A 15,506-nucleotide genomic window follows, 5' to 3' on the forward strand; every position below is an offset into this window, starting at 1 on the left:
GATACTTATTGTGCACATCTGTGTGCAAGATAATTCGGAGGACTCACAGGATGCCGAGGGGCCGCGCTCCGCAACTCAGGAAGAACCGGTCGCGATAGCCACCACAGGCGCTCGCACGGCCCGAGGCGTGTCGATCATCCTGAGTTGTGGAGGACAGAACCCCGGGCGGGCACGACAGAGGGGGCGGATGCCGTAGCATCCGCCCCCTCTGAGCGGTGGTCCCTGGGCCTGGGCCTGGGTCAGTCGGTGCCGGAGTCGAAGGCTGCGCCCTCGGAGGCCGTGTCGACGGCATCCGCGAGGGTCTCGTCGATCTCCTCGACCGAGCCGGTGATCTCGCCGGACTCGCCAGCGGTCACGCGTCCGACGAGCTCGCCGGTCGCGCCGCCCACGAGGCCGAGGCCCGCGTACTGCTCGAGGCGGGCACGGGAGTCCGCGATGTCGAGGTTGCGCATGGTGAGCTGGCCGATGCGGTCGACCGGGCCGAAGGCGGCGTCGCCGACGCGCTCCATCGAGAGCTTGTCCGGGCCGTACGAGAGGTTCGGCGAGACGGTGTCGAGGATCGTCCAGTCGTCACCGCGGCGCAGGCGGATGGTGACCGAGCCCGAGATCGTGAGGCCGACCCAGCGCTGGATCGACTCGCGCAGCATGAGCGACTGCGGCTCCAGCCAGCGTCCCTCGTACATGAGGCGGCCGAGGCGGCGACCCTGCTCGTGGTAGGTCGCGAGGGTGTCCTCGTTCAGGATGCCGTTGACGAGGCGCTCGTAGGCGATGAACAGCAGCGCCATGGCCGGGGCCTCGTAGATGCCGCGCGACTTCGCCTCGATGATGCGGTTCTCGATCTGGTCGCTCATGCCGAGGCCGTGGCGTCCGCCGATCGTGTTGGCCTCCTGCACCAGTGCCACCGGGTCGCTGTACTCGACACCGTTGATCGCGACGGGGCGGCCGGCCTCGAAGGTGACCGTGACGTCTTCGGTCTCGATCGCGACGGACGGGTCCCAGAACTTCACGCCCATGATCGGGTCGACGGTCTCGAGCGAGACGTTCAGGTGCTCGAGGGTCTTGGCCTCGTGCGTCGCACCCCAGATGTTCGCATCGGTCGAGTACGCCTTCTCCGCCGAGTCGCGGTACGGGAAGCCGTGCTCGACGAGCCAGTCGCTCATCTCCTGGCGGCCGCCGAGCTCGGTGACGAAGTCGGCGTCGAGCCACGGCTTGTAGATGCGCAGGCGCGGGTTGGCGAGCAGACCGTAGCGGTAGAACCGCTCGATGTCGTTGCCCTTGTAGGTGGAGCCGTCGCCCCAGATGTCGACGCCGTCCTCTTTCATCGCGCGCACCAGCATCGTGCCGGTGACCGCGCGGCCGAGGGGCGTGGTGTTGAAGTAGGTCTTGCCGCCCGAGCGGATGTGGAACGCGCCGCAGGCGAGGGCGACGAAGCCCTCCTCGACCAGCGCGGTCTTGGCGTCGACGAGGCGGGCGACCTCGGCGCCGTACTCGAGCGCACGCCCGGGGATCGACTCGATGTCGTCTTCGTCGGGCTGTCCGAGATCTCCGGTGTAGGTGCACGGGACGGCTCCCTTGTCGCGCATCCATGCGACGGCGACGGAGGTGTCGAGTCCTCCGGAGAAGGCGATGCCGACGCGCTCGCCGACGGGAAGGGACTGGAGGACCTTGGACATGCTTCCCAGTCTATCCGCGGCGTGTCGGGTGTTTCGGACGCTCGGGCGCGGTCAGCGCGCGACCGCGGCGCTGAGGTGCTCGACCTCGGCAGTCGGTCGTGCCAGCTCGCGTCGCTGGTGCGCGGCGTATCGACCGCCCCAGCTGGTCAGCGCCTCGACCAGCGGAATGGATCCTCTGCCGAGGTCGCTCAGGCGGTACTCGACCTTGGGGGGAACCTGGCGGTAGACCATCCGGACGACGAGCCCGTCGTCTTCCAGCTCACGCAACTGCCGAGTGAGCACGCGGGCGGTCGGCTCGCCGAGCAGTCTGCCGAGCTCGCCGAATCGGAGCACCTCGTGCTCGTCGAGAAGGCTCAGGATGCTGGGCTTCCATGCCCCGCCGAGCACGGCGACCGAGATCTCCGCATCGCACGCGTCGCCCCAGCTCCGGACGATGCGCTCCGTCTTCTCCCTCATCGGCTCCACCTTCCGTCGCCCTCCATGGTATCCGAAGTGTAAGTATGTACCTCGAATGACCGTACTTGTCAGAAGCGTACCTTCACCCGAGACTGAGGTGGTGACCTTCTCGACCTCCCCGGCAACCGCTCGACCACGCACGACCCGCCACCCCTGGCTCGCGATGATTCCGCTACTCCTCGGCATCCTGATCGGCGCGCTCGCGATCAGCAGCGTGTCCACCGCGCTGCCGGCCATGCGCGGAGACCTCGTCCTTAGCGACAGCGGCGCCCTCTGGCTCGTCGACGTCTACGCGCTGTCGCTCGCTGCGACCCTCATCGTCGCCGCCCGGATCGGCGACGCGTTCGGTCGCAAGCGGATCGTGGTCCTCGGGCTGGCAGGCTTCGCCGTGCTCAACGTCGTGGGGGGATTCGCGCAGGACGGGATGGTGCTGATCGTCGTGCGCGCGCTCCTCGGTGTCGCCGAGGCCTTCGTCGTGGCGGGGGTGGTCGCCACGATCGGCGCCCATTATCAGGCCCGGCAGCGGGTTCTGGCCTATGGCCTGTGGACCGCGACATTCGGTGCGGGCAGCGCCCTGGGCCCCGTGCTGGGCGGGGTCGTCACGGAAGGCCCCGGATGGCGGTGGCTGCTCCTCGGGAGCGTGCCGCTCGCGGTGCTCGCCGGTGCGCTCGCGATCTGGCTCGTGCCCGACTCCCGCAGCTCTCGCCCGCCGTCGTGGGACGTGCTGAGCATCGGGGCGTCGATCGTGGCGCTCGGTGCCCTGGTCTTCGCGCTGCACGAGGTGCTCGCCGCTCCGCTCCCCGCCGCCGTCGCCGGAGCCGTCGCGGTCGCGACCCTCGTCTTCTTCATCCGCCGTCAGCGCATGCTGCGCGAGCCCCTCATCGACATGCGGCTCTTCCGGGTGTCGGGGTTCAGCCCCGCCATCGTGCGTATCGTCGCGAGCGGCGGCGTCTCGTCGGCGACCGTGCTCCTGGTGAGTCTGCACCTGCAGGACGCCAGGGGGCACAGCGCGGCGGAGGCGGGGCTCGCGATCCTCCCGCAGGCCGTCGCGATCGCGCTCGGCGGTGTGCTCGCTCCGCTGTTCCTGAGGTGGCTGAGCTCGCCCACGCTGACGGTGCTCGCCCTCATCGTGCAGGGCGCGGGACTCGTCTGGCTGTCGACCGGATTCGACCTCGTCGTGATGCCGTTGGTGCTCGTGGGCATCGGATTCGGCATCACGGCCACGCTCGCAGCGACGACACTCTTCGACGTCACGACCGAGGACGATGCCGGTCAGGTCGGGGCGATCCAGGAGGTCGGATTCGCGCTCGGCGGCGGCCTCGGCATCGCGGTTCTCGGGACGATCGCCTCGATCGTCGGGTCGGGAGGCTTCACCGTCGCTCTCCTCGTCGCGGCGGCGGCGGTCGTGGCCGCGGCCCTCCTGCCGTTGTGGAGACGCACATCGCCGGACGTCATCTCCGACCCACGCTGATGTGACCCAACCGACGCCCCCACGACGCCGCCCCCCACGACGCCGCCCTCACCGACGCCGCCACACCGATGAAAGGCCCACCCTTGTCGCACCCGCGCGCCACCGTCCACTGGATCTACGCCCACCCTCAGGAGAGCTCCTTCAACGCGCGGCTGTTCCGCGACGGTGTCGAGGCGCTGTCGCGCGACCACGACGTCGAGATCACCGATCTCTACCGACAGCGGTTCGACCCCGTGCTCGCCGCCCCTGATCTGGGCGATCCGCAGGGGCGGGACGGGAACGTGGTCGAGCTGATGGGGGAGGTCTACGCGGGCGGGCAGGTGCCGGCCGACGTGGGCGAGGAGCAGCGCAAGCTCCAGGCCGCCGACCTCGTCGTGATCCAGTTCCCGCTGTGGTGGTACGGACCTCCGGCGATCCTCAAGGGATGGTTCGATCGCGTGCTCACCAACGGGTTCGCCTACGGCCCTGTCGACCCGAGCACCGGTCTCCCCCTCCGCTACGGCGATGGTCCTCTGGCCGGCCGCCGCGCCCTCGTGATCGTGACGGCGGGTGAGGACGAGCGCTCCATCGGCAGCCGGGGGGTCAGCGGAGATCTCGACTCGCTGCTGTTCCCCCTCACCCATGGAACCCTCTGGTACACGGGGATCGAACCACTCGACCTGCACGTCATCCACGACGCGGACAGTCTGGGGCGCTCCGAGATCGATCACGAGAGCGCACGCCTGGTCGAACGCCTCTCGGGGATCGGCGACGAATCGCCGAGCAGCCCGTATCGCCGACTTCGAGACGGCGACTACCACGGCACCCGGGCACTCCGAACGGATCTGCTTCCCGGTCGCACCGACCTCGACATCCATCGAGTGCGGAGCGACTGAGCAGAGCACAGCCCGGCGGAGCGCGACGCGCAGGGGCGAGCCGGCCGCATCTGCAGTTTCCGCCGGAGCGGTGGCAGAGTGGCCGTGAAGGAGGCGGCACATGGGTGGAGCGATTCTCTGGGGTGTGGTCGCGGCGGCCCCGCTGTTCATCGGTGCCGTGCTCGCGCTGCTCCGGAAATGGCCTCCGCGGTGGCTCGGCATCGTGCTCGGCTTCGGTGCCGGTGCCCTGATGGCCTCCATCGCGTTCGAGCTGTGGGAGGAGGGACTCGCGCTCGCAGGTCCCATCCCCCTCGTGACCGGTGTCGCGGCCGGAGCGATCAGCTACTACATCGCCGATCGCATCCTCGATGCGCGGGCCGCGAAGGCCAAGGAGAAGGCGGGGGGCGGCCAGCTCGCGGTCGGCGCCCTGCTCGACGGCATCCCCGAGCAGCTCGTGCTGGGCATCGGTCTCGCCTCAGGAGAGCCGGTCAGCATCGCGCTCGTGGTCGCCATCCTGGTCTCGAACCTGCCCGAGTCGATCGGATCGGCGGCGGACCTGCTCGAAGGCGGGATGGCGAAGTCACGGGTGCTGCTGCTGTGGGCTGGCGTCGCCGTGCTCTGCGCCCTCGCGACCGTCGCCGGCTTCGGACTGGCGAGCGTCACCGGCGACGACTTCCGCGCGGCAGCGAGCGGCTTCGCGGCCGGCGCGTTGCTCGTGATGCTGGTCGACTCGATGGTCCCCGAGGCGCAGTCCAAGGCGAAGGAGTCGACGGGGCTGGCGACCGTGCTGGGCTTCGCGCTCGCCGCAGGACTCGCTCTCGCGTCCTGACAGCTGCGGCGGCGGCGCTGCGCTGGTCAGCGACCAGGCATCCCGCGGGGGAGGATCAGATCTTCCCGTGCGTCTGGTCGCGGCGCACGCTGCGACCGGTGATCTTCTCGACGCGGAAGGTCAGCGGAAGGTCGCGATCGCTGTCGGCCCACGGGTCCACGCGCGCCCTGGCGCCGGGGACCTTCTCTTCGGGCACCCTCGAGAGCGAGCCGTGCATCAGCACGCTCCAGGCGCTGCTGCCGAGCGGGTCGTGGTAATCCACCTCGAAGGACACATCCGCGGGCTCTCGCGTCAGCTCGCCCAGCAGGCCGTCGGGTGCGGTGCGAAGCAGGAGGTCGTGGCCGGACACGACGAAGTTCACGGGGAAGATCTGCACCCGCCCCTCATGGACGAAACCGACTCGGCCGATGGTGGTCGTGGTCAGCAGGTCATAGGACTGCTGCTCATCGAGTACTCGGATCATGGGCGTCCGCCTTCCCCTCGGCGCCAGTGTATCCAGCGCGGCGCGGGAGTTCGAGGGGTTCCCGCGACGTCATCACCCGTCTCACCCGCCACGTGTCGGTCCCCGGCGTGCGGAACGGCCTCGCCTGGCGGGTTACGCTCGGGGGCGACGTCGGGGATTCTGGCGGGACGCCGCCGCAGTGGCGACCGAGAACAAAGGAGTTCTGATGACTGAGACGACCCTCCGCCCTCCGTTCGACCCGGAGTTGGAAGCCGCGCTGGCCCTGGTCGGCGACCAGCTGCCCTCGACCCTGACGGCCGAGATGATCCCGCTGCTCCGGCAGAATCCGGTGAGCGGCGAGGACGAGGTCTTCACCGTGCTCGACGAGCGCGGCTTCACCCACCGCGACCTCACCATCGCCGGTCACGGGGGCGACGAGATCGTCGTGACGGTGATCGAGAAGGAGGGCCGCACCGGCACCGGACCCGGTTTCTTCCACACGCACGGTGGCGGCATGATCATCGGCAACCGCTGGCTCGGTGTCGTCGGATTCCTGGACTGGGCCGAGCGCTTCAACGGTGTCATCGTCACGGTGGAGTACCGGTTGGCGCCGGAGTTCCCCGACCCGTATCCGGTCGAGGACTGCTACGCGGGTCTGGTGTGGACCGCCGACAACGCCGCCGACCTCGGAATCGACCCGGACCGCATCCTGATCGGCGGTGGCAGCGCCGGAGGAGGCCTCGCGGCCGGCACCGCGCTGCTCGCCCGCGACCGGCGCGGACCGGCACTGATCGGCCAGCTGCTGATCTACCCCATGCTCGACGACCGCGACGAAAGCGTCTCGACGCAGCAGATCGACGGCATCGGCGTGTGGGACCGCGGCTCCAACATCACCGGATGGACCGCGCTCCTCGGCGACCGCAAGGGCACGGATGACGTGTCGATCTATGCGGCCCCTGCCCGGGCGACCGATCTCGCGGGTCTCCCGCCCGCGTTCATCGACTGCGGCAGCGCCGAGGTCTTCCGCGACGAGGATGTCGCCTACGCCACGAAGCTCTGGGAGGCCGGGGTCCAGGCAGAGCTGCACGTGTGGGCCGGCGGCTTCCACGGCTTCGACATGTTCGCCCCGCACGCCGCGGTCGCACAGGCCATGCTCGCCGCCCGCAACGACTGGGTGAACCGCCTGCTCGGCTGACTCCCGCACCCTACGGGGTCGCGCGTCGACCCCGTAGGGTGGAATCCCCGCGCGATGGAGCCCGACATGCAAGATCTGCTGGGGCGACTCACCGCCCTCGACCCGGATGCGAGCGAGACCCTCAAGGTCGTCTCCTACTTCGACACCCTCGTCGCGCGTGCGGTCGGCATCGAGAGCATGCTGCGGGGCGCGGCCGTGCTCAGCGGCGCGACCGTGGGGCAGCGCGATGCGCGTCAGATCATCCGGGTGCGAGCCGACGGCGTGCGCATCGAACCGGTCGATCCCGGCGACAGGTGGATGCAGCGCGACAGCGGCCCGGATGCCGTCGCCTGGATCGAACGCGAGGGCGCGCCTCACACCAACGACGCCATGATCCTGGAGCGGCTCACCCTCGCCCTCGGCATCCTCCGCGCCCGCCGCGCCGGAGACGCGGAGAGCGCCGTCGAGCTGGTGATCAGTGCTTACGCGGGCGAGGGCGAGCGGGCATCCGCGCTGTCGAGGCTGCGCCTCGTCGCCGAGCCCATGCGGGTGATCGCCTCGCCGCCCGACCCTGCACCGCTGCCCCGGCATCCGTCCGCGGTGGTGGCGACGCGTCATGGGCTGACCAGGGCCACGATCATCCCCGCGGGAATCGCCGTGGAGGACGTGTGGGATGCAGCGGGAGATCTCCGCGTCGGCATCGGTACCGAGCGTCTTGGGGAGCACCTGCCGAGCTCCTGGGAGGAGGCCCTGATCGCCGTGCGCCTGACGACCGCGAAGGAGCCGGTGGTGGCCGCCGACGACCTCGGTGCCTTCCTGCTCATCGCGGGCGCCGCGGAGTCCGGCGAGCTGCATCCGGATGCCGTCGCGCTCGCGCGGCTGGACGACCGCAGCAGGGAACTGCTCGACGCGGTGGTCGACGAGCAGAGCGTGCGGGCTGCGGCGGTGCGTCTGGGGCGGCACCACTCCAGCGTGCAGGAGCGCCTGGTCGCGCTGATCGCACAGCTCGGCTACGACCCGCGTACGCCGCGGGGGCAGATGCGCTTCGTCACCGCCCGCATGCTCCTGCAGCTCGCCGGCTGACACCGCCGGCATTCGGCATCCGGCATCCGTCGTCCGGCATCCGTCCTGGCACCCGCGACGTGCAGGAGGAATCGCGACGTGCAGGACCGATCTGCGGCGTTTCGTCCTGCAGGTCGCCGATGGTCCGACGGATGGCGCCTCCGTGCCACCGGGGCCGCGGCGGGCATCGGAACGACTGACCTGCTGTATGCCGATATTCAATACAAGAGACTGCGGTATCGCCTCATATGACTACTAATCTGAGGAAAGGCCTGCTTGAGACCCTGCTGTGTGCCGGTGTGAGACACGGGAGGATGCGAAAACGCCTGGGATGACAACTACCGTGGGTCGGTGCGGCGCACGGACCGGGTCGCCATCAGCGAAGGATGACGATGATCGATCTGACCGACGTGGCCAAGCTCTACCCCCGTGGTGAGGTCGCCTTGCGGCCGGTGTCCGTCGAGTTCCATCCCGGTGAGCTGGTGTGGTTGAGTGGGCGATCGGGCGTGGGGAAGAGCACGCTCCTCGGCATCGCCGCGTTGCTCGTCGTCGAGAGCAGCGGCACGGTACGGATCGACGGCGTGCCGGTGCTGCCGTCGGATGAGGGGACGCGGAGCCGCCTGCGGCGCGAGCTCTTCGGGGTCGTGCCGCAGAGTCCGCGCCTCTTCTCGGAGTTGTCCCCTGTGCGCAACGTCATGCTCGCCGCGGCGACGCTCACCGCAGACGATGCGGACGCCGCGCTGGCCGAGGTCGGACTGGACGGGCATGCCGCACGGCCGGTGAAGACGATGTCGGGTGGGGAACAGCAGCGCGTGTCGATCGCACGTGCGCTGGCCAAGCGGCCACGCGTGCTGTTCGCCGATGAGCCCACCTCGGCCCTGGACGACGCGAACGCCTCCGCTGTCCGACGGATCCTCCGGGCTGCCGTCGACCGAGGGTGCGCAGTCGTGGTCGCGTCGCACGATCCGCGGATCGGTGACCACGCCGACCGCCGTATCGACCTGGAGGTCGCGTGATGGGAAGGGCGACCACTCTGGCCGGATGGCTCATGCCCGGCATCCTCCGGCGGTATCGCGCACTGGTGATCCTGTCGATGATCGGGGTGGGGGTCTTCGGCGCGGTCGTGCCGTTGGCCTCCGAAACCGCCGACACCGCGGCGACGGCGAAGGAGGGTCTGGGATCGCCCGGGCTGCGCGCGATCATGCTCAGCGCGTCCGATCCGAACGAGGAGCAGCCACTCACGGGGGCGAGCCTCGACGAGGTGCGTGCGACCGACGGGGTCGAGGAGGCCGTCGGTTGGAACCAGGCGTTGCTGACCGTGCAGCACGGATCCGCGACGATCTCCCCCGATCTGACCCCGCGCTTTCTCCCGCTGCAGCCCGCGCTCCTCGAGGGTGAGGAACCCGTGGCGGCGAACGAGGTCCTGATCTCCTCCGCCATGATCGATGACCTGGGTGCGGAGGTGGGAGACACCCTCGACGCCTCCTACAACCGCTTCGTCTCGGCGGGACTGCAGGAGGGCGTGTCGACGGAGGTCACGATCGTCGGCGTCTACGACGCGACATCCGTCGGGCTCGACGGCGGGATCGCGGCCTACGGGTCACCGGCGTGGGTCGACGAGGTCCTGATGGCGCAGCAGGGCGCGTCCGAGACGGACAGCACCCGGCAGCTGGAGTACCAGTACATCTACGCGCTGGTCACGAGCCGCGACGGCGTTCCGGAGGTGGTCGGACAGCTCACCGACCGTGGCTTCACCGCAAGCAGCCTCGGTGCGCTCCTGTCCGGCGTGCAGCCGGTGCAGTCCGCTCTTGATCTGGCCAGGATCGTGCTCGCCTCCCTGCTGGTGGTCTTCCTGCTCGTCGTGGGCGGGACGGCGGCGACGGCGGTCATGTCCGCGAAGCGGGGAGAGATCGGGCTGCTGCGTGCCTTCGGCTGGCCGCGGGGGCGGGTGCTCTGGGCGTTCCTGGCGCAGTTCCTCCTGCTCGGCGGCGTGATCGCCGTGGGTGGGGCGTTGTCGAGTGCTGTTGCGCTCGCCGTTTTGTCGGTCGTCTTCCCGACCGGGCTGTTCGGGCTGCCCGTGGAGGTCGGACTGTCGCCCGGCGCCATCGGAACCATGGCAATGCTCCTCGTCGCACCGCCGATGGTGTTCGCCCTGGCGGCGTTGGTGCCGGTCCTCACCGCCGCGTCGACCCCTCCCGACGACGTGCTCCGCGACATCGACGGGTGATCACCGCCTCGCGGCCGCAGGTCGCTCCGACCTCACTCGAACCCGGGGTACTCCTGCAGCTTCCGCTCGAACTCCGCGCGATCGGCCTCGCTGAGCACGGCGCTCGCGATCACCATCAGCTGCAGTCCTTCGAGCGGCTCGCCCGTGCGCGCGTTCTGCGCCTCCCTGGCGATGCGGAAGTCCCCGGTGGGGTCGTTCGACAGGTCGTAGATGTTCGCGTAGAACCGCAGCGGGTCGGGATAGTTCTCGGTGTAGTACTCCCAGGTGTGCTGCGTGCGCGGGTCGTCGCTGCCGTAGAGCTTCGTGATCATGGTCGGGTCGATCCCCGAGTTCGTCGGGTCGTTGAAGCTGTACAGGTTCCACAGGCCGTGCTCGACCACGACCTGGTCGATGATCCGCATGACCTCGACCTTGCGGTCCGGATCCTGGATCGGCTCGTTGGTCGCCCATCCGACCGAGGTGTACTCGATCAGCATCGACTCCCCGCCGTACCCGTTGCGCTCAGGGCGCAGGTCCTCGTCCCCCACCTCGGTCCAGGTGTAGCCGAACCGCTCGCTCAGGCGGGTGCGGATGTCGGCGAACAGGCTGTCCGCGTCGGCGCGCACCTCTTCCAGCGACTGCTGGGCGAGCACGTTCTGCGAATCGGTGCCCTTGATCCCCGGGTACGCCTCCGCGTGCTTCTGCTCCTCGGACTTCACGCCTTCGTAGTTGCCGGACGCGGATGTCTGCAGAGCACTCATGCCGCCGACGGTCGCGACGTTGAAGATGATCGTGATGATCAGCGCGATGGCGCCCAGCATCCGTCCTCGACGTGAGACCAGCGCCGCCACGATCACCGCGACCACGACGAGCTGCAGCGTGAGCAGCGTGACGCCGTACAGGATGTCGGTCCCTCCGGCGAAGAGCGTGCCGAACAGGATCAGCGCGAACAGGATGGCGGACAGCAGGGCGATCCAGCCGATCGCGTTCGCGGGCTGCTTCGGCGCGACAGCGGCCGGGTCGACCACGGGAGCCGGCAGTACCCAGGATGCCGGCCCCTGCGGACGGCGGGCGTTCTTGTAGCCACCGGGCGGCGGCACGGGCGGGGCACCCTCCGTGCCCGCGACGTAGCGCGCCCGCTGCTTCTCGTGGTCCATCACCATGGCTTGTCCGTCCCAGAGCCGCCCTGGTCGTCACCGTTCTGCTGCTGGTCGCGCTCCTGCGTGCCCTGCTCGAGCTTGTCCTGCAGGTCCTGCAGCTTGTCGTCCGAGGGCTGCGGCTTCTCCTCCTGCGGCTTCTCCTCCGGCGGCGGCGGGGGCTGCTCCTGCTCCTGTTGCTTCTGCTTCAGGCGGTCCTTCGTGTCTTCGAGCGACTTCCCCATGTCGCGCTGCGGATCCGACGACTGCTGTTGCGCGGCGTCGCTGTTGCACGCCTCCGGCGTCTCCACCGTGATCGTCAGCGCCTCGCCGTAGAACTCGGCCGCGCCCGCGCCGTCACCGTCGGCGCGGGCGGCATCGCCCTGCCGCTCGATCACGAGGGCCAGGTTGATCCGCACGCCGCAGACCTCGAGGCCGTGCGCGAGGTCGAGGGCCTCTTCGAGCTTCGCGCGCGCCTCGGGGAGCTGCTCGGCCGCGCCGAGGGCGGTGCCGACGTTGAAGGGCGCCTTGTACGGCTCGAACCAGTTGAGGAACTCCTGGCCACGCGCGGACGCCTCGGCTCCGGCGTAGTCGTCGACCACGTACGCCGTGATCGCCTGATGTGCGAAGGCGTACATGCTCAGCAGCTTGCCCACGAAGAGCAGCGCGGCGAGCGTGAGCGGGAGCGTGCCGATCGCGATCCACCGGCGGATGCGGCGGCGTCGGCGGTTCGCCGCCAGCAGAGCGGCCGCGGGGCTCGGGGCGTCGACGGTCATCGGGCACCTCCCTCGGTGCGGGGCGCTGCAGGTCGCGGTGCCCGCAGCTGACGCAGTCGCGCGATCAGCATCGTGGCCCTGGTCAGCTCGAACCCGAGCAGCGCGAGCACCACGAGGGCGGCGATCCAGTACAGCTCGGTGACGTTCCCCGTCGAGCCGGACTCCGCATAGCTGGTCGTCGTGGACGGTGGTGCCGGCAGCGTCGGAGCGGCATCCGCCGTGCGGTGCTGGTACTCCACGCCGAGCTGGTCGGCGACCGCCGTCAGGTTGGCTTCGTCGATCGTCGACAGCGCGTCGGCTCCCTGGTACTCGATGTACCCGGAGTCCCCGCCGGAGAGCCCGCCGCTGGTGATGCGCATGGGCCCGCCCTCGGCGGTGCCGTAGCCGAGCACGGCACCGGCGTCGGTGTACTTCGCGCTCGCGCTGAACGACTCCGGTGGCGTGTCCACCGTCTGCTCCCCGTCGCCGAAATAGAACACCATGCGCGAGCGGTCGGGCGACGACTCGGCGGCGCTCTTCAGGGTCTCGGCGAGCAGCGGGGCGGCGATCCCGATCGAGCTGCCGCGCGACCGGCTCGTGACCTCGGGCCGCAGCACGTCGAGCGAGCCGACCAGCGCGGTGGTGTCGGTGGTCAGCGGCATCCGCAGCTGCGCCGCGGCGTCGAAGGTCAGCAGGGCGAAGCGCGCGCCGGGGTACTCCTGGATGATCGCTCTGACGTCTTCCCGCACACCGTCGAGGCGGGGCTGGTCGCCGTCCCAGTCCTCGGCGACGATGCTCGCGGTCGTGTCGACGACCAGCACGATGTCGGTGTCGGTCGCGAGGGTCTGCGTCGCGCCACCGGGGATGCCGGGGCGCAGCACCACGAAGAAGCACGCCAGCACCAGCACGAGGCGCAGTGCCCACAGGGTGCGGTGCGAGGCGACGGTGCCGGTGGTCTTCTCCTGGCTTCCTGAGCCGGCCTGCGGGCGGGGTGCACGGATCAGCACCCACACGACGAGCGCGGTGAGCGGAAGGAACAGCAGCACCAGCAGCAGCGGATGCAGAACCGGCTGAAAGATCACAGTCGCACCCTCCACACCACGATGATGAACGAGAGCACCGCGACCATCAGCACGGCGATCCAGAGGTTCGGGGTGTCCGTCCACACGATCTGCGCCTCGCCGCGCAGCGCGGTGGCCTCCTGTTCCTGCACCTGAGCGACGATGTCGGAGACGGTGGTCGTGTCGCGCAGGCCGAATGCGGCTCCGCCGGTCGCTTCGGCCGCAGCTGCCAACTCGGCGCTGACGTCGGCATCCTTGCCCTGCACCGGGTTGAGCGCGAACACCCGCACCTCCTTGGCCGCGGCATAGGCGGCGGCCTCCTCCAGGGTCACGATCGACGCGCCGTTCACCTCGTTGTCGGTGGCGAAGATCACCGAGCGGGAGCGCTCGTCATCCGGCCGGTCGAAGCCCATCGTGCACGCGGCGAGTCCGTCGCCGATGAGCGAGGCGCCGTTGCCGTTGAGGGTTCCGACCCAGTGCTCTGGAACGGCGTCGGTGTAGTCGAAGCTGCTCTTGATGCTCTCGAGGTGGCTGCGGATGAACTCGTAGTCGTCGGTCAACGGGAAGATCTGCACCGGCGAGCTGTTGAAGATCGTCAGCCCGATGCGCTCGCCCTCGAAGTCGTCGAGCAGTTCCTCGAACACGCTCAGCACTTCGACGTCGACCTCGGTCATCGACCCTGAGACGTCGAGGCACAGCATGATGTCGCGACTCGTGTTGACCGGCTGGATGGTCTGCGACGACATCGGGCGGGCGGCGACGACGCCGGCGGTGATCACCGCGACGGCTCCGAGCGCGAGGATGCCGGTGAGCGCGAGCACCCGGCGCCGCAGCGCCTCACGGAAGCTCGGCAGCTGGCGCAGGCGTTCGGCGCGCGCGACGCGTGCGGTCTCGGCGGCATGCGAGCGTCCGCGGCGTCGCAGCCCGAGGGCGAGACCGATCCCGAGGGCGACGAGCACCACGGCGACCGCGACGATGATCATCCAGAAGTTCGCTAGTGCCATGTGCGCACCACCGTCCTCGCCGCTTCGGCCCCGGCGACCGGATCGATCGACGGACCAGGACGGAAGATGCTCGGGTAGTAATGCCGACCCATGGCGTCGATCAGCGCCGGGTGCACGCCGCGGGCCTTCAGATCGTCGAGAGCGAGCACCGGGGCCTCGAGCCCGCTGTACTCATTGACGAACGTGCGCACGACACGGCTGAGCTCGAGGTTGGCATTGCGCGGAGTCAGTCGGCGCTCGCGGTAATCGGTCTCGATCTGCTGGATGCGGTCGAGATACTCGGTGCGCAGCTGCGAGAGCACGTCGGCAGTTGCCGGCAGCGCCCCCTGCGGCTCTGCGACGGCAGCAGCGCGGCGCGGACGGGTCAGCACGATCACGAGCCAGGCGGCGGCGATCAGCAGCAGCAGGATGCCGATGGCGAGCAGCATCCAGCCCCAGCCGTACTGGGCCGGGGGGTAGAGCTCATCAGAACCGGGCATTCGACCTCCGGTTCAGCAGCTGCAGCAGTTGCGAGACGGCGTCGTCCTGTCCGTCGAGCTCGGCGTGACTGATCTCCATGCGGGTGAGGGTCTCGGCGCGGCGGGCGGCGTCGGCCTGCGTCTGCGCCGTCAGCTCCTGCACGATGCCGAGGTCGCCCTGCACGAAGTCCGGCACCTCCCAGCGGCTGTCGACGTCGCTGCGGATGCGCCCGGTGGCGTGATCCAGCACGGGCTCCGCGTCGCGCACCGTGAGCCACAGCACGTCGTGCTGCACGCGCAGTCGGCGCAGCATCCGCTCTGTCTCGTCGGTGAGGGGCGCCTCGTCCGTGACGATCACGACGATCATGCGACGGGAGATCGTGCGGGTGACGTACGAGAGCAACCCGTCGCGGTCGCTGGGCGCCGTGCTCGTGCTGATCGCGCGGTCGATCGTGCGCAGGGTGTGCTCGAGCGCCCCCTCGCTGCGGCCGGGAGCGACGCGGCGCACCTTCGCGGCATCGCCATAGACGGCGGTGAAGTCGTCGCCGTGGCGGAGCGTGAGAACCCCGAGCATTCCGGTCGCGAGGACCGCCAGGTCGCGCTTGGGCTGCTCATCCGCGGCGAGGGCCGCCATCGAGCGGCCGGTGTCGACCACGAAGAGCACTGTATGCATGCGGGTGGCGCGCGAGCGCTTGACCAGCGGTGTGCCCAGACGCGCGGTCGCCCGCCAGTCGATGTCGCGCACCTGATCGCCGTACTCGTACTTGCGCAGGTCCTCGAAGTCCAGGCTGCGCCCGTGCAGCAGCGAGGCGTACGCGCCGTCGAGGGCGTGCATCGACTTGCGCGACGAGTGGATGAAGAGCTTGCTCTTCACCTGGGCGATCAGACTGGCCATGGGGAGATTCCTGGGTCCCCGAGCGGGGTC

16 protein-coding genes are annotated in these 15,506 nt (G+C 69.7%); 7 read left to right on the plus strand and 9 right to left on the minus strand.

All coding sequences use genetic code 11. The features are described from left to right. Nucleotides 1-239 precede the first annotated feature (239 nt). Together argG and KZC51_RS03210 are read right to left on the minus strand one after the other, a co-directional pair. On the minus strand, nt 240-1,673 hold the full coding sequence (gene argG / locus KZC51_RS03205; RefSeq protein ID WP_247628572.1) for an argininosuccinate synthase: 1,434 nt from the start codon (nt 1,671-1,673) through the stop codon (nt 240-242). 51 nt (nt 1,674-1,724) lie between these two features. After that, nucleotides 1,725-2,129: a winged helix-turn-helix transcriptional regulator gene (locus KZC51_RS03210; RefSeq protein WP_247628573.1), complete on the minus strand. Its 405-nt coding sequence runs from the start codon at nt 2,127-2,129 to the stop codon at nt 1,725-1,727. A 100-nt stretch (nt 2,130-2,229) separates the two neighbouring features. Between KZC51_RS03210 and KZC51_RS03215 the strand changes: the two genes are divergently transcribed. The 3 genes from KZC51_RS03215 (at nt 2,230) to KZC51_RS03225 (ending at nt 5,283) form a co-directional block, all read left to right on the plus strand. Then, nucleotides 2,230-3,600: an MFS transporter gene (locus KZC51_RS03215; protein WP_247628574.1), complete on the plus strand. Its 1,371-nt coding sequence runs from the start codon at nt 2,230-2,232 to the stop codon at nt 3,598-3,600. A gap of 83 nt (nt 3,601-3,683) precedes the next feature. After that, entirely contained in the window at nt 3,684-4,475 is a 792-nt protein-coding gene (locus KZC51_RS03220; RefSeq protein ID WP_247628575.1) for an NAD(P)H-dependent oxidoreductase, read from the plus strand. Between the two features lie 100 nt (nt 4,476-4,575). Continuing rightward, a complete protein-coding gene (locus KZC51_RS03225; protein WP_247628576.1) occupies nt 4,576-5,283 on the plus strand; it encodes a ZIP family metal transporter in 708 nt (235 codons plus the stop codon). A 55-nt stretch (nt 5,284-5,338) separates the two neighbouring features. On the opposite strand, the gene KZC51_RS03230 is transcribed toward KZC51_RS03225, so the two are convergent. Then, nucleotides 5,339-5,746, minus strand: a complete 408-nt coding sequence (locus tag KZC51_RS03230) for a pyridoxamine 5'-phosphate oxidase family protein (protein WP_247628577.1) — start codon at nt 5,744-5,746, stop codon at nt 5,339-5,341. Between the two features lie 205 nt (nt 5,747-5,951). On the opposite strand from KZC51_RS03230, the gene KZC51_RS03235 reads away from it, so the two are divergent. The 4 genes from KZC51_RS03235 to KZC51_RS03250 all read left to right on the plus strand — a co-directional run bounded on the left by KZC51_RS03235 (nt 5,952) and on the right by KZC51_RS03250 (nt 10,188). Continuing rightward, nucleotides 5,952-6,920 (plus strand): alpha/beta hydrolase, encoded by a 969-nt coding sequence (locus KZC51_RS03235; protein ID WP_247628578.1) that lies wholly within the window; start codon nt 5,952-5,954, stop codon nt 6,918-6,920. A gap of 66 nt (nt 6,921-6,986) precedes the next feature. Then, nucleotides 6,987-7,982: a hypothetical protein gene (locus KZC51_RS03240; protein WP_247628579.1), complete on the plus strand. Its 996-nt coding sequence runs from the start codon at nt 6,987-6,989 to the stop codon at nt 7,980-7,982. A gap of 371 nt (nt 7,983-8,353) precedes the next feature. Continuing rightward, a complete protein-coding gene (locus tag KZC51_RS03245; RefSeq protein ID WP_247628580.1) occupies nt 8,354-8,977 on the plus strand; it encodes an ABC transporter ATP-binding protein in 624 nt (207 codons plus the stop codon). Beyond that, a complete protein-coding gene (locus KZC51_RS03250) occupies nt 8,977-10,188 on the plus strand; it encodes an ABC transporter permease (protein ID WP_247628581.1) in 1,212 nt (403 codons plus the stop codon). Before KZC51_RS03245 ends, KZC51_RS03250 begins: the two co-directional genes overlap by 1 nt. A gap of 32 nt (nt 10,189-10,220) precedes the next feature. Here KZC51_RS03250 and KZC51_RS03255 read toward each other — a convergent pair whose 3' ends face one another. Genes KZC51_RS03255 through KZC51_RS03280 form a run of 6 tightly spaced genes read right to left on the minus strand, consistent with a single transcriptional unit; the run spans nt 10,221 to nt 15,476 of the window. Continuing rightward, nucleotides 10,221-11,330: a hypothetical protein gene (locus tag KZC51_RS03255; protein ID WP_247628582.1), complete on the minus strand. Its 1,110-nt coding sequence runs from the start codon at nt 11,328-11,330 to the stop codon at nt 10,221-10,223. After that, nucleotides 11,324-12,079 carry a hypothetical protein gene (locus KZC51_RS03260; protein WP_247628583.1) on the minus strand — a complete coding sequence of 252 codons (756 nt, stop codon included), beginning with the start codon at nt 12,077-12,079 and terminating at the stop codon, nt 11,324-11,326. The genes KZC51_RS03255 and KZC51_RS03260 overlap by 7 nt, the downstream gene beginning before the upstream one ends. Beyond that, on the minus strand, nt 12,076-13,140 hold the full coding sequence (locus KZC51_RS03265) for a vWA domain-containing protein (protein ID WP_247628584.1): 1,065 nt from the start codon (nt 13,138-13,140) through the stop codon (nt 12,076-12,078). Before KZC51_RS03265 ends, KZC51_RS03260 begins: the two co-directional genes overlap by 4 nt. After that, nucleotides 13,137-14,123 carry a VWA domain-containing protein gene (locus KZC51_RS03270; RefSeq protein ID WP_247628585.1) on the minus strand — a complete coding sequence of 329 codons (987 nt, stop codon included), beginning with the start codon at nt 14,121-14,123 and terminating at the stop codon, nt 13,137-13,139. The genes KZC51_RS03265 and KZC51_RS03270 overlap by 4 nt, the downstream gene beginning before the upstream one ends. Then, nucleotides 14,114-14,602, minus strand: a complete 489-nt coding sequence (locus tag KZC51_RS03275; protein ID WP_247628586.1) for a hypothetical protein — start codon at nt 14,600-14,602, stop codon at nt 14,114-14,116. Before KZC51_RS03275 ends, KZC51_RS03270 begins: the two co-directional genes overlap by 10 nt. Continuing rightward, nucleotides 14,589-15,476, minus strand: coding sequence for a DUF58 domain-containing protein (locus KZC51_RS03280; RefSeq protein WP_247628587.1), 888 nt, complete (start codon nt 15,474-15,476; stop codon nt 14,589-14,591). Before KZC51_RS03280 ends, KZC51_RS03275 begins: the two co-directional genes overlap by 14 nt. Nucleotides 15,477-15,506: the final 30 nt, after the last annotated feature.

The organism is Microbacterium croceum (assembly GCF_023091245.1).
Taxonomy (GTDB): domain Bacteria; phylum Actinomycetota; class Actinomycetes; order Actinomycetales; family Microbacteriaceae; genus Microbacterium; species Microbacterium croceum.

Excerpts from the sequence above, each read along its gene's own strand:
- KZC51_RS03240 (WP_247628579.1), top strand. The coding sequence starts at position 6,987 with ATGCAAGATCTGCTGGGGCGACTCACCGCCCTCGACCCGGATGCGAGC.
- KZC51_RS03225 (WP_247628576.1), top strand. The coding sequence starts at position 4,576 with ATGGGTGGAGCGATTCTCTGGGGTGTGGTCGCGGCGGCCCCGCTGTTC.
- KZC51_RS03255 (WP_247628582.1), bottom strand. The coding sequence starts at position 11,330 with ATGGTGATGGACCACGAGAAGCAGCGGGCGCGCTACGTCGCGGGCACG.
- argG (WP_247628572.1), bottom strand. The coding sequence starts at position 1,673 with ATGTCCAAGGTCCTCCAGTCCCTTCCCGTCGGCGAGCGCGTCGGCATC.
- KZC51_RS03235 (WP_247628578.1), top strand. The coding sequence starts at position 5,952 with ATGACTGAGACGACCCTCCGCCCTCCGTTCGACCCGGAGTTGGAAGCC.
- KZC51_RS03245 (WP_247628580.1), top strand. The coding sequence starts at position 8,354 with ATGATCGATCTGACCGACGTGGCCAAGCTCTACCCCCGTGGTGAGGTC.
- KZC51_RS03230 (WP_247628577.1), bottom strand. The coding sequence starts at position 5,746 with ATGATCCGAGTACTCGATGAGCAGCAGTCCTATGACCTGCTGACCACG.
- KZC51_RS03210 (WP_247628573.1), bottom strand. The coding sequence starts at position 2,129 with ATGAGGGAGAAGACGGAGCGCATCGTCCGGAGCTGGGGCGACGCGTGC.
- KZC51_RS03250 (WP_247628581.1), top strand. The coding sequence starts at position 8,977 with ATGGGAAGGGCGACCACTCTGGCCGGATGGCTCATGCCCGGCATCCTC.
- KZC51_RS03260 (WP_247628583.1), bottom strand. The coding sequence starts at position 12,079 with ATGACCGTCGACGCCCCGAGCCCCGCGGCCGCTCTGCTGGCGGCGAAC.
- KZC51_RS03275 (WP_247628586.1), bottom strand. The coding sequence starts at position 14,602 with ATGCCCGGTTCTGATGAGCTCTACCCCCCGGCCCAGTACGGCTGGGGC.
- KZC51_RS03280 (WP_247628587.1), bottom strand. The coding sequence starts at position 15,476 with ATGGCCAGTCTGATCGCCCAGGTGAAGAGCAAGCTCTTCATCCACTCG.
- KZC51_RS03270 (WP_247628585.1), bottom strand. The coding sequence starts at position 14,123 with ATGGCACTAGCGAACTTCTGGATGATCATCGTCGCGGTCGCCGTGGTG.